Source organism: Deinococcus sp. Marseille-Q6407 (assembly GCF_946848805.1).
Classification (GTDB): Bacteria; Deinococcota; Deinococci; order Deinococcales; family Deinococcaceae; genus Deinococcus.
Window position 1 is genome coordinate 281,331 of the sequence record NZ_CAMPFU010000004.1, and the last position, 12,355, is coordinate 293,685.

General features: G+C 67.3%; 10 protein-coding genes and 1 pseudogene. 10 read left to right on the forward strand and 1 reads right to left on the reverse strand.

The genetic code is table 11. The features are described 5' to 3' along the window. Positions 1–8: 8 nt before the first annotated feature. A complete protein-coding gene (locus tag OCI36_RS11080) occupies positions 9–1,163 on the reverse strand; it encodes a glycerate kinase (protein ID WP_261665137.1) in 1,155 nt (384 codons plus the stop codon). A gap of 159 nt (positions 1,164–1,322) precedes the next feature. On the opposite strand from OCI36_RS11080, the gene OCI36_RS11085 reads away from it, so the two are divergent. From OCI36_RS11085 to OCI36_RS11130, 10 genes and pseudogenes are all read left to right on the forward strand, one after another. Further along, positions 1,323–3,068, forward strand: a complete 1,746-nt coding sequence (locus OCI36_RS11085; RefSeq protein ID WP_261665138.1) for an IucA/IucC family protein — start codon at positions 1,323–1,325, stop codon at positions 3,066–3,068. A gap of 127 nt (positions 3,069–3,195) precedes the next feature. After that, positions 3,196–4,284 (forward strand): transposase, encoded by a 1,089-nt coding sequence (locus tag OCI36_RS11090; RefSeq protein WP_261665139.1) that lies wholly within the window; start codon positions 3,196–3,198, stop codon positions 4,282–4,284. Further along, positions 4,281–4,895, forward strand: a complete 615-nt coding sequence (locus OCI36_RS11095; RefSeq protein WP_261665140.1) for a xanthine dehydrogenase family protein molybdopterin-binding subunit — start codon at positions 4,281–4,283, stop codon at positions 4,893–4,895. Before OCI36_RS11090 ends, OCI36_RS11095 begins: the two co-directional genes overlap by 4 nt. Positions 4,896–5,127: 232 nt before the next feature. Continuing rightward, the gene (locus tag OCI36_RS11100) at positions 5,128–6,096 is read left to right on the forward strand and encodes an ABC transporter substrate-binding protein (protein WP_261665141.1); all 969 of its coding nucleotides are present in this window, start codon (positions 5,128–5,130) and stop codon (positions 6,094–6,096) included. A 26-nt stretch (positions 6,097–6,122) separates the two neighbouring features. Then, on the forward strand, positions 6,123–7,061 hold the full coding sequence (locus OCI36_RS11105) for a sucrase ferredoxin (protein ID WP_261665142.1): 939 nt from the start codon (positions 6,123–6,125) through the stop codon (positions 7,059–7,061). Then, complete coding sequence (locus OCI36_RS11110; RefSeq protein WP_261665143.1) at positions 7,058–8,050, forward strand: FecCD family ABC transporter permease; 993 nt, start codon at positions 7,058–7,060, stop codon at positions 8,048–8,050. Before OCI36_RS11105 ends, OCI36_RS11110 begins: the two co-directional genes overlap by 4 nt. A gap of 25 nt (positions 8,051–8,075) precedes the next feature. Continuing rightward, positions 8,076–9,149: an ABC transporter substrate-binding protein gene (locus OCI36_RS11115; RefSeq protein WP_261665144.1), complete on the forward strand. Its 1,074-nt coding sequence runs from the start codon at positions 8,076–8,078 to the stop codon at positions 9,147–9,149. Continuing rightward, the gene (locus OCI36_RS11120; protein ID WP_261665145.1) at positions 9,146–10,168 is read left to right on the forward strand and encodes a FecCD family ABC transporter permease; all 1,023 of its coding nucleotides are present in this window, start codon (positions 9,146–9,148) and stop codon (positions 10,166–10,168) included. Before OCI36_RS11115 ends, OCI36_RS11120 begins: the two co-directional genes overlap by 4 nt. Positions 10,169–10,332: 164 nt before the next feature. Beyond that, the gene (locus OCI36_RS11125; RefSeq protein ID WP_261665146.1) at positions 10,333–11,163 is read left to right on the forward strand and encodes an ABC transporter ATP-binding protein; all 831 of its coding nucleotides are present in this window, start codon (positions 10,333–10,335) and stop codon (positions 11,161–11,163) included. Between the two features lie 67 nt (positions 11,164–11,230). Then, positions 11,231–12,345 (forward strand): annotated as a pseudogene (locus OCI36_RS11130) (Gfo/Idh/MocA family oxidoreductase). The last annotated feature ends 10 nt before the right edge of the window (positions 12,346–12,355 follow it).

Sequence of the window (12,355 nt, forward strand, 5' to 3'; positions counted from 1 at the left end):
CCCCCACCTCAGCGCTCCGGCCCGCCCGGCCGCGCACAGCCATAAAGCCGGGTCAGATGCTCCGCCTGCCGGGTCAGCAGTTCGGCGGCCCGCACACGGCTTTCAGCCAGCGACAGCGGCCGGTCGGCCAGGGCAAAAGCGGCAGTCAGTCCCGGCACCGCTTCCAGAATGCCGGGACTGACCTGCCCGGCCAGCGCGATCACCGGGAAACCATGCCGGGCCGCCAACGCCGCGACACATGACACCACCTTGCCATGGGCACTCTGGCGGTCAAGGCTGCCCTCACCGGTCCAGACTAGGTCCCAGACTTCGGTCTCCAGGCGCCGGGTCAGGCCACTGGCCTGTGCCACCAGTTCCGCCCCCGGCCGTAGCCGAGTGCCCAGCAGCGCATGCAGGCCTCCGGCGGTTCCCCCAGCCGCCCCCGCGCCGGGCAGGTCATGCAGCGCCACCCCGAACTGCCGCTGGACCACATCGGCAAAGTGGGTCAGCGCGCAGTCCAGTTCCGCGACCACCGGCGGCGAAGCACCTTTTTGCGGCCCGAACACAGCCGAGGCGCCCTGGGGGCCCACCAATGGGCAGGTCACATCACAGGCAACCTCGATGCTCAGCTGCCGCACTTCCGGCGCCACGCCTGACAGGTCGATGTGGGCCAGCCGGGCCAGTGCCGCGCCTCCTTCCGGCAGCGGGTCACCTTCAATGTCTAGAAAACGGACGCCCAGCGCCCGCAGCAGTCCTGTGCCGGCATCGTTGGTGGCGCTGCCGCCGATGCACAGCAGCACCCGGCCGCCGGGCGGCAGTTCCCGCGCCGCTGCCAGCAACAGTTCGCCGGTCCCGAAGGTGCTGCTGCGGCGGGGGTCCAGCACCTGCTCACTCAGCAGGGTCAGGCCCGAGGCAGCCGCCAGCTCGACTACGGCAGTCGCGCCGGAAACGGCATAACTGGCCCGCAGCGGCCGGCCCAGCGGTCCGCTCACCTCCCGCTCTCGCCGCTGAAAGCCGCCCACGCCGGTCAGGACCTCCAGGGTGCCTTCGCCCCCGTCGGCCAGCGGCAGGCAGCAGATCTCGGCCGCCGGCGCCGCCGCCCGGACCCCGGCCGCAATGGCGGTGGCCACCCCGGCGGCGTCCAGGCAGCCCTTGAAGGAGTCCGGCGCAATCAGGGCCCTCATCCGGGCCACCAGAGCGCCCTGAGAGGGCCTGCGGTTATCTGCATGGCCTCACTATAGGCAAAGGGGACTGTAGGGGCCTTCCTGCCCCGCCCAGGCGCCCACCGGACGGCCGGACCTCTGCCTGAGCTTTTCCTGACCACAGCCGGTAGAATAGGCAGCATGAAGTCAGAAGACACTTCCCCGGCGCTGACAGCCGCGCAGCAGGCCGGGGCCATGAACCTGCTGCACTGCCTGCTGCGTGAACTCGGCACCCCCGCCGAGCGCGAGGTGCTGACCTGGGAGGGGAGAACAGAAGGGGAAGATGAGCGGAAGGCGGAACCAGCCCTGCGCCTGACCCTGCAACAGCCACAATTGCTGGGAGCTGAGCTGTGGGTGCCGCTGCTCAGCCGCTGGCCAGAGCCGCAGCCGCAGTGGCCCTGCTGGCCGGATGGGCGGCAACCGGAGCCGGCAGCCCTGCAAGCACTGCTGCTGGACGAAATCACTGCCCGCACCGGCCATGACAGTCCCAACGTTCGCGCCGACCACGCGCTGAGTACCGCTTTTACTGCCCAGTTCCTGGCGCCACATCTTGCCGCTGCGCAGCCGGAGCCGCTGCCACGGGGCATGAATAGTTTCATCCGGTCCGAGCAGGACCTGCTGCTGGGGCACCGGTTTCATCCCTCGCCCAAATCGCGCGGTGAGCTGGGGCTGGCCGGCTGGCGGCCTTACTCGCCGGAGTTGCAAGCCGCTTTTCCTCTGGAATACCTGCTGGTGCCGCACAGCCGGCTGCTGGAAGGCGGCGCCCCAGGGAGCCGCACCGAGCTGGCAGACCGCCTGACCGAGGTGGCCGAGTACGCGCCCCCGGCCGGCACGGCACTGCTGCCGGTGCATCCGGTGCAGCTGCAGCTGCTGCGCCAGCGCGACGACTTTCAGGCCGCACTGCGCCGGGGAGAAATGGAATTGCTGGGCGCCCGTGGCCGGACTTTTTTCCCGGGCACCAGCCTGCGTACCCTCTACGAGCCACGCAGCGACACAGCCCTCAAATTCGGGCTGAACCTGCGGATCACCAACTGGGTCCGGCGCAATATCACCGCCGAGATGCAGGCGTCGGTGGCCCTCTCGGAATATCTGGACGCTGCCTTTCCAGCAGAGCTGCGAGCACAGATGCTGCTGGAGCCGGCCTACCGGGGTGCCGCAGCTCCGGGCGAGGACGGCACTCCCAGCGAACTGCAAGAAAGCCTAGGCGTCTTGCAGCGTGAAGGCACTGGCAGGCACCTACCGGCAGGCGGCTGGCTGGTGCCCGCCTGCACCCTGTTTGAAGAGGAGGTGGCCGGCCGGCCCAGTTGGCTGCGGCGCATCATTCAGGCGGCCGGTGTCCCGCTGGAAGAAGGCCTGCAGCGGCTTTACCGTTCATACCTGAGCAGCCTGCTGAACCTCAGCCTGCGCTGCTTTGAGGAATTCGGCGTGTTGCTCGAACCTCACCTGCAAAATACGGTGGTGGCCATCACGCCGCAGCTGGAGTGCCGCTGCCTGGTCCGCGATATGGACAGCGTGCGCTTCATTCGTGGCCGGGTCCAACCGGTGCCGGCAGGCCGCGCCATTCCTGCAGCCACCCTGGACTACGCTTCCTACAGCGAGGAAGTCGCCTGGCAGCGCCTCAGTTACACTCTGATCGTCAACAATCTCTTCGAGGTCAGCAAGGCCGCCCTACGGCTCGCCCCGGCCCTGGAGGCCCCGCTGGCTGAGATCTACCGGGAAGTCCTGCAACAGCTGGCCCGGGGCGGCTCCCTGCTGGCCGACTATCTGCTGGATGACCCAGTCATCTGGTTCAAAGCCAACCTCAGCACCCGCTGGCGGGGCCTGAGAGATAGCCAGGCTCCCTTTTTACGTTTTCCAGCCTCGACCTTTTCAGGGCATCCGCTATGAAGCATGGTGCGGCTGCCAAAGGAGCCTGGCCTTTGCCAGGCCTCTGAGGCCACTGAAAGGGCCTGACTCAGAACTTGCACCTGTATAGGGAGACAAAAAGCGCTCCCAGAGCTGAAATTCTGGAAGTGTGTACAAACAGGTTTCAGGGGAGCGCACCCATATTCTCTCACAGCGGATTCTGGACATTCCAGAGACGCTGTACCAACGGCGAAGCCTGGAGGCTTCGCTGCACCTCTTCCACAGTCCAGGTCAGAAGACCAAGTTCAGCCAGGCAGAGGGAGTCAGCCCCAGTGCACTCAGCCGTTTCTTCAACATCTACGACTGGGATTCAGACCGTTGCTGGGAAGAGATGCAGGACACCCAATGGCGCATGTTGCTGGACGCGGCTCGTCACAAACGCAGACCTCGTCTGCGTCTCAGTGTGGACCTGACCACGGTGGAAAAGGTGGGGACTCAACTGCCCTACGTCAGCGTCTACAACGGCAGGCACGGCATCCATCTGGTGGTCTTGTTCGCCGAAAATGGGGAACTGAAGTTCCCCATTTCTTACCGGATCTACCAGGGCAAGCACACCAGCACCCCGGTCACACTGGCCCTCGACTTGCTGGAAGAGGTGCCAGACTTCGTCGGGAAGCGCTTTCAGGTCTGCGTACTGGCAGACAGTGGATTCGAATCCGCTGTTTTTCTGGAAGGCGTGCAGCGCCTGGGTTTTGAGTTCGTGGTGGGTGTGCGGAGCAACCGACGCACGGATCATCCTGGGCGGGTGACGGTTGCGGACTGTCCGCATGGGGGGTACGTCAACCTCGCCAACTGGCCTCTGGAAACGCTGTCTCTGGGGAGGATGGACCGTGGGGACCGTGAATTCTTCGCGGTGTCGTCTGAGCTGTTAGAGGGGGATGACATCCTGGCCGAAGGAAAACGGCGCTGGGCACTGGAGTCGTTTTTCAAAGAAGGGAAGCATCAGTTTGGGTTGGCGCAGTTCGCGCTGCGAACTGCCAGGGGTCTGGACCGCTGGATTCTGATGGTCTTCCTGGCCTTCACCCTGACGACGCTGCACCGCTCAGAGGCCCTGACCTTGAAGGAAGCTGCACGCCTGGCTCTCTACGCCTTGTTCCCCGAAGTCAGGCTCAACCACCTGCTGGGCCAGCTTCGGAAAGAGCAAGAATTCCTGCGCCAGCACGGCTATTCGCTCAGCTATGCAAGGTGCAACTTATGAGTCACACCGACCTGCCTTCGGCTTACCTGGCCGGGGGGTCTACCGGCACCTACAACTGGGGCAGCGCCGTGATGATGGCGGCTTTCAAGTTCCGTGACCGGTATGGCCTGTCGCCCTCGGAAGGAGACGCAGCCGAAGCCGGAGCCTATTTCCCAGATGAGGCAAGCAACTACGCGCTGGACGCTTACGGCGCCCACTTTGCCGAGGTGAAGGTGAGCAGTGTGACTGGGGAGGTCCACGTGACCCGGATGCTGGGCGTGTATGACCCGGGCCGCATCATCAACCCGCGCACCGCCAACTCGCAGTTTATTGGCGGGATGACGATGGGCATAAGCGCCGCGCTGCATGAGGAAAGCTACCTCGATTCCCGCTTTGGACACGTAATGAACAGCGACTTTGCCGGTTATCACATCGCTGCCAACGCCGACGTGCCCCAGGTTGAGGCCCGCTGGATCGAGTACCCCGATCCTATGTATGGCCCGACCGGCGCCAAGGGAATCGGTGAAATCGGGATTGTGGGTGTACCTGCCGCCATCGGCAACGCGATCTACAACGCGACGGGCAAGCGCCTGCGCGAGCTGCCATTTACGCCTGCCAAGCTGGTGGAATAAGCCTGAGCTACAGAAAAGCAGACCAGGGCGGAGAACTCTGGTCTGCTTTTCTGTGCTTGCAAGTGCAAGTAGAGATTATCCAAAGAGGAACGCCAGCTCGTTCCTGGCCGCGGCTCTCTCCAAACCGCCGAGCCTCCTATCTAACTCAAACTTGACTGTTTCGCTCGGAATAGGTTAGTATGGTCACTGAGACGGCACAGGGACACGAAGGCCCGCCGGCAAGGAGAGACGGATGAAGCGAGCAAACTGGTATTTTGCCCTGGTTCTGGGCAGCGCGGGGATGCTGGGTCTGGGCCAGGCTCAGCCGGCTCCCCTGACCGTTCAGCATGATGAGGGCACCGCCCGGATTGAAAAGACCCCGGAGCGCCTGCTGGTGATTGACGAAGAGGCACTCGGCTGGATTTATGCACTGAATCTGGAAGACCGGGTGGTGGGCCTGGGCAGTTCGTATATCACGCCCGCGATGCTGGACGGCAGCCGGGTCAAGCCGGAGGTGCTGAAGCGGGGATTTTTCGGACATGGCCGGCTGAACGCGCCAACCTATGTGGGCAGCTGGACCGCCCCCAACCTGGAAACGGTGACGGCGCTGCGCCCCGATCTGGTGGTGCAGGCGACCTGGGATGGCAATGAAAACTACGAGAAGCTGAATGCGGTGGCACCGACGCTGGGCTACAAGGAAGGGGGCGCCGACTACTGGAAGAAAGCCGTCACCGACCTGGGCGAGATCTTCGGGCGGCAGGAACGGGCAGCGGCCGTGACGCAACTGCCGGCGAATGTCAACCGCTATAACCACGCTGCGCTGGAAGCAGCCGGGGTGTTCCAGCGTTTTCCCAAGGTGGTGGTGGTGGCGCCCTTCGCCGGCGGAAGCAACTGGGTGTACGGCAGCACCCGCCTGATTGACGACCTGCGTGCCCTGGGCTTTAAGGATGGCATCCAGCTGGACAAGACGACCCTGGACATAGGCGCCGAGGTCAGCGAGGAAGCGCTGCTGGGCCTGGACGATCAGACGCTGGTGGTGCTGTTCCCGCCGGGCGGAGAGTACAACGGCGCCAAAGCTTTCATGCAGAGTGCCGTCGGACAGCGCCTGAAAGACCAGACCGTGCTGTATGAACCCGAAGAATTCAGCCCCTACGCCGGCCCACTGACCCAGGCACGCAATTCCAACCGGGTCACCAAAGCCATTTTGGACTTCGTGCGGTGAGCGGGGTGCCGGCACGGAAGGGTCACATGCGGCTGTGCGCCGATCTTTCGCGTGAAAGCGGTGCCCAGCTGCAGGGCAGTGCGCACCGCTGGGACACTTGCATCGCTTTCGAGGCCACCGTACACGAGTGGGACCTGTTTCGTGACCCTGCCAGTATGAGCCCGGCGCAGCGCAGGGCCCTGGCTGTGCTGGGTGACTGGGTGGAACGCTCGGTCACCGGGTACGGCATGGTCATGTATGCGCCGCACGACCTGTCCAACTTTGATGCCGGGCGGCGGCGGGCCAGGGTATACACCCGCCCGGCCGGGCCACTGGGCCACTTTCAGCGGCAGGATTTCTACGCGGACGAAACCCAGCTCTGGGCGTTGTTCGAACAGTACGTAGCGGGGGCAGGGCAGTCGGAAGCCGAGCCGGTCGCTGCGCTGGATGGCCCGGACTGGCACCTGTGCACCCACGGCCGGGTAGACAGTGCCTGCGGGCGGTACGGCGCACTGCTGTTCCAGACCCTGCGCGGTGAGGACGCCCGGCTATGGCGCACCGCGCACTTCGGGGGGCACCGCTTTGCGCCCACGCTGCTGGAACTGCCGGCCGGGCGCTACTGGGGCAACCTGACCCCCGAGCTGACCCAGCAACTGATGCGGCGCGGGGGCGACTGGCGGGCAGTGGCCGCCTGTTACCGTGGCTGCGCCGGCTTTGACCGGGCCGCGCAATACGCCGGCGCCGCCGCGTTCGAGCGGGCCGGCTGGTGGTGGCTGGACGCCCGGCGCGAGGCCGAGGTGCTGCACGAGGATGCCCAGGGCTTTGAAGTAGAGCTGCGCTACTGGCCCCCGCAAGGGTACGGCGCGCCCGGCCGGGTGCAGGTGCGCGGCGAACTGACGGCCACCCTGCAGCTGCCAGAAAGCAGCCATACCCCCGATCTGTCGCCGGCCCCACAGTACCGCGTCACCCTGGGGGGCGATCTGTGAAGGCCCGCCCCCCAGTCGCCCGGACACTGCTGTGGTACGCCGCCGCCGGGGCGCTGCTGGCGCTGGCCGTTCTGGTTTCGCTGAGCAGCGGCGCGCTGCAGATTCCTGCCGAGGACGTGCTGCAGGTGCTGCGCTTTCCAGACAGTTCCAAAGAAAGCCTGACCGTCTGGACCCTGCGCTTTCCGCGCACCCTGGCGGCCGGCCTGGCCGGCGCGGCGCTGGGTGTCAGCGGCTTGTTGCTGCAGGGCGTGACCCGCAACCCCCTGGCCGACCCCGGCATTCTGGGGGTAGAAGCCGGCGCGGCGCTGGCCCTGATGCTGGGGGTGGTGTTTTTCCCGGCCGTGAGCGGGCTGAGCGTGCCACTGGCCTTTGCCGGCGGACTGCTGGCGGCGGCCTTCACCCTGGGCTTCGCTGCCCGGGGGGGCTTTACCCCGCTGCGGCTGGCCCTGAGCGGGGTGGCGGTGGCGGCGCTGTTCAGCGCAGCGACCCGCGGCATCCAGATTCTGTGGGAGGACCGCGCGCAGGCCGCGCTGGTGCTGCTGAACGGCACGGTGGCCGGGCGCAGCTGGGAGGACCTGGGCCGGACCTGGCCCTGGTTGGCACTGCCGCTGCTGCTCAGCCTGCTGGTAGGCCCACGCGTCAACCTGCTCTCGCTGGGGCAGGACGTGGCCCGTGGCCTGGGCGCCCGCGCAGGCCGTGACCTGCTGGGCCTCAGCCTGCTGGGCGTATTGCTGGCCGCCGGGGCCGTGGCGTTGGCCGGGCCGCTGGGGTACGTGGGGTTGATCGTGCCGCACCTGGCCCGTGGGCTGCTGGGACAGGATCACCGGCTCACGCTGCCGCTGAGTGCCCTGCTGGGCGCCGCCCTGCTGATCTGGGCCGACGTGGCCGCCCGAATGATCAACGCCCCGGCCGAAACCCCGGTGGGGCTGCTGATCGCCGCGCTGGGCACACCCTTTTTCGTCTTTCTGGCCCGGCGAATCCGTGCCTGAACACTCGACCCTGGAGAACCAACCTATGATTGACCTTGCTTACGCTGCCCCTTTCCTCGCCTCTTCCCGGCTGGCCCGCTGCCGCTGGCTGGCCCTGGGCCTCAGCACCGCGCTGCTGGCCTGCTCACCGCAGGAGCGCGCGCAGACCGGCGCCGCATCCAGTGCGAATACAGATGTGGCCACAGCATCTTCTGCCTCTGCGGCTCCTGATCAGGCCAGCGGCGCGGCCGCCCCGGCTTCTGCCGCTTCCAGCATGCAGACCGGGGACACGGCCTCACGGGTGGTGGCGCTGGAATATTCCTATCTGGACATGCTGGCCGCGCTGGGTGTGAAGCCAGTGGGCGGCGCGCTGGGCAACACCGGCGCCGAGCGGGGAGCCCCAGCCTACTTGCAGCAGTATCTGGACGGCGTGGCCGATGTGGGCACCCGCGCCCAACCCAGCCTGGAAGCCATCAGCGCCCTAAAACCGGACCTAATTCTGGCCGACAGCAAGATCCAGGCCAGCGTGCTGCCGGCCCTGCGGAACATCGCGCAGGTGCAGGACTACAATAACCGCTCGGCCAGTTATGACGACGTGATGGAGCAGCTGCGCAGCGTCGGCAAGCTGACCGGCCGTCAGACTCAGGCCCAGGCCGAACTGGACCGCCAAGCCCGCTTGCTGGAGGACACCCGCGCCGCCGCAGCGCCGGACGCTCCCGCGGTGCTGGCCGCCGTGGCAACCCCGGAAGCCTTCTTGGTCCACTCCAGTCAGAGCTTTGCCGGCAGCCTGTTTCAGAAGCTGGGCCGCTCCTACGTGGCGCAGGCAAAGGACGGCGATGTGATTTACGAGGTCAGCCTCGAAGGGCTGGCGGCCCTCAACCCGCCCTCGCTGGTGCTGATGAACGCTCAGGACCAGACGCCCATCACCGTGAAATGGGCCAGCAACCCGCTGTGGCAGGGCCTGGACGCAGTGAAAGCGCAGCGGGTCTACGAGGTAGACCGGGACCTGTGGGCGCGCTCGCGCGGGCCGCTGTCGGTGGAGCGGATTTTCGGACAGATGCGTGACAGCGGCCTGCTGAACAACCAGGCCCCGGCGGAAGGCTTCCGGCCCCGGCCATGACCATGCCGGCTCTTCCTCGCCCCGCCGGCTGGCCGCAGGCCGCGCTGCCGCTGGGACTCCTGCTGGGCCTGCTGGTGCTGGGGTTTTTCGCGCTGGGTGTAGGCGCTGTGCCCACGCCGCCGGGTGACCTCTGGGCAGCGCTGAGCGGTCAGCCGGGCGAGGCCGCCGACGTGACCCGCCGGCTGGTCTTTGACCTGCGGCTGCCCCGGGTGGTCACGGCGTTGCTGGGGGGAGCCATGTTCGCGGTCAGCGGAACCATCCTGCAGGCGGTGGTGCGTAATCCCCTGGCCAGCCCCGACCTGGTGGGCGTGGGCGCGGGGGCTGGCCTGGCCGTCACCCTGCTGCTACTGGCGCTGCCGGCGGCCCCGGCCTGGCTGCTGCCCTGGGGCGCTTTCCTGGGGGCCTGGGCGGCATTTGCCGTGGTGATTGCTCTGGCCCGCGCCGGCTCGCGGCTGCCGCCGGTGCGCCTGGCCCTGCTGGGGGTGGCGGTAGGCGCCGCCTGTGGGGCACTGCAGCAACTGGTGCTGCTGCGGGCGCCGGACCACATCGGCGGGGCGTTGGCTTTTCTGGCCGGCACTGTTTATGGCGCCGACTGGGTACGGGTCGGCCGGGCGCTGCCCTGGGCGGTGACGCTGCTGCCCGCCACCTGGCTGCTGAACCGTCGGCTGGACCTGCTGGCCCTGGGCGAGGACACCGCCCTGGCGCTGGGGCTGCGGGTCACACTGGGCCGCTACGGCGCCCTGACAGTCGCGGTAGGACTGGCGGCGGCGGCCGTCACCGCCTGCGGAGTCCTGGGCTTCGTGGGGCTGGTCGCCCCGCACCTCGCCCGGCTGCTGGGCGGCAGCCTGCACGGCCGTCAGCTGCCGCTCAGCGCCCTGCTGGGGGCGGGGCTGGTCCTGGCCGCCGATACGCTGGGCCGAGTGCTGGCGCCCCCGCTGGAAGTTCCGGCCGGGCTGATCACCACCCTGATCGGGGCGCCCTATTTTCTGTATCTGCTGCGCCGGAGCCTGCCCAGATAAGGTGTTCAGCCCAGATAAGCCGGGAAGCAGGCGAGCAGCAGACTCCGCAAAGGGAGCCGGGACAGCAAATGGCAGGCGCTGCCCATGCTGAAGTAAAGCCGGGCTGCCCAGCAAAGAAGTCCCCGCAGACTGAAAGTCGCAGATTGAAAGTCAAGGTAAACGACATGACCGAACCGATCCCCCCCCGCCCGCTGGAAGCCAGCCACCTGACGCTGGGTTACAGCAACCAGGCGATTCTGAACGACCTGAACTTCTCGCTGCGCGGCGGCGCCGTCACCTCGCTGGTGGGCGCCAACGGCTGCGGCAAATCCACCCTGCTGCGGGCACTTTCGCGGCTGCTGGTGCCCAGCGGCGGCGCGGTGCTGCTCGACGGGCAGGACCTGCACCGGCTGAATCCAAAAGCGGTGGCCCGGCGGCTGGCCATTTTGCCGCAGGGACCGGTGGCGCCGGAAGGCCTGACCGTCGAGCAGCTGGTGTGGCTCGGGCGCCACCCGCACCAGGGTTTACTGGGCGGCCGCAGCGAAGCCGACCGGGCGCAGGTCGCCTGGGCACTGAGCCAGACCGGCATGACCGCCTTTGTAAGCCGGCCGCTGGAGGCCCTGAGCGGTGGGCAGCGTCAGCGCGCCTGGATCGCCATGAGCCTGGCCCAGAGCACTCCGGTGCTGCTGCTGGACGAGCCCACCACCTATCTGGACATCAGCCATCAGCTGGAAGTGCTGGAACTGGCGCAGCGCCTCAACCGCGAGCAGGGCAAGACGGTGGTGATGGTGCTGCACGACCTCAATCAGGCGGTGCGCTATTCCGACGAGCTGGTGGCGGTGCAGGGTGGGCGGGTCTACGCGCAGGGGGACCCGGCCGAGCTGATGACTCCGGAGCTGCTACGTGATGTATTCGGGCTGAAAGCCCACCTGCTGCGGGACCCCGACACCGGCCGGCCGCACATCATTCCCTACGCGGTGGCGCGGGTGGTGGGTCCGCAGGAAGCCAGAGGCTGAGGGCCCCGGGAAGGCCGGCCGCTTCCTCTCCTGCGCTAGGCCGGGCGTTTACAGTGGAGCTATGGCAATGCTTCCCTCCCCCACCGTCGCCATCGTGGGCTGCGGCAACCGCGGCGCCGATGCCTACGCCCGGCACCTGCAGGAGCAGGGCGCGCAGGTCACCCATCTGGTCGAGCCCCGGCCGGCCCGGCTGGCCGAGGTGGCGGCCCGCCTCGCAGTGCCGCCGGAGCGCTGGATTACCACGTGCTGCTGGAAAAACCGCTGGCACTTCAGGAGGAGGAACTGGAGCGGTTGCTGGCGGCCGAGGCGGCTTCGGCCGGGCGGGTCAGCGTGTGCCATGTGCTGCGCGCCACGCCTTTTTTCCGCGAGGTGACGGCGGTGATTCGCTCTGGGCGGCTGGGACAGCTCATCGGAATCAACCTGAACGAGAACGTGGCGCACTGGCACTACGCGCACTCCTACGTGCGGGGCAACTGGCGCAGTTCGCCGCCAGCGGCGCCGTTTCTGCTGGCCAAGAGCAGCCATGACTTGGACCTACTGCGCTGGTGGGCCGCCGCTCCGGCCCGGCGGGTCAGCTCGGCAGGGGGGCTGCATCACTTCCGCCCCGAGCAGGCACCTCCCGGCGCGGCGCAGCGCTGCCTGGACTGCCCGGTGCTCGGCTGCCCCTCCGACGCCCGCATCATTATTTACGGCACCCGTGACCCGGACGCTTGGCCGGTGACGGTGCTGACCGCAGGGGGCCGCAGCTTACAGCAGGCACTGCAAGAAACCGCTTATGGCGAATGCGTGTATCTGGGCCTCAACAATGTCTGTGACCATCAGACGGTCACGGTGGAATTTGCCGGCGGGTCCACGGCGCAGCTGACCGTCAGTGCCTTTACCCACAACAACACCCGCACTCTGAAAGTGCTGGGATCACACGGCGAACTGCGCGGGCAGCTAGAGCTGGGCGAGCTGGAATGGCACGATTTCCGCAGCGGTGGGGTGCAGGGCTGGACGGTGGATGTCAGTGGCAATCACGGCGGCGGAGACGCGTCCCTGGTCCGGGACTGGCTGGGCTTTCTGCGCGGTGAACGTGAGCTGCCCACGCCGCTGAGCGAGTCGCTGGATTCACACCGGATGGCGTTCGCGGCCGAGCGGGCGCGGCTGAGCGGCACGGTAGAGACCTTGGACCAGAGCTGAGAAAAAAAGG

What these genes read in the sequence shown, in the direction of transcription:
- OCI36_RS11100 (WP_261665141.1), top strand. Translation starts at nt 5,128, where the DNA reads ATGAAGCGAGCAAACTGGTATTTTGCCCTGGTTCTGGGCAGCGCGGGG.
- OCI36_RS11085 (WP_261665138.1), top strand. Translation starts at nt 1,323, where the DNA reads ATGAAGTCAGAAGACACTTCCCCGGCGCTGACAGCCGCGCAGCAGGCC.
- OCI36_RS11125 (WP_261665146.1), top strand. Translation starts at nt 10,333, where the DNA reads ATGACCGAACCGATCCCCCCCCGCCCGCTGGAAGCCAGCCACCTGACG.
- OCI36_RS11115 (WP_261665144.1), top strand. Translation starts at nt 8,076, where the DNA reads ATGATTGACCTTGCTTACGCTGCCCCTTTCCTCGCCTCTTCCCGGCTG.
- OCI36_RS11095 (WP_261665140.1), top strand. Translation starts at nt 4,281, where the DNA reads ATGAGTCACACCGACCTGCCTTCGGCTTACCTGGCCGGGGGGTCTACC.
- OCI36_RS11120 (WP_261665145.1), top strand. Translation starts at nt 9,146, where the DNA reads ATGACCATGCCGGCTCTTCCTCGCCCCGCCGGCTGGCCGCAGGCCGCG.
- OCI36_RS11080 (WP_261665137.1), bottom strand. Translation starts at nt 1,163, where the DNA reads ATGAGGGCCCTGATTGCGCCGGACTCCTTCAAGGGCTGCCTGGACGCC.
- OCI36_RS11105 (WP_261665142.1), top strand. Translation starts at nt 6,123, where the DNA reads ATGCGGCTGTGCGCCGATCTTTCGCGTGAAAGCGGTGCCCAGCTGCAG.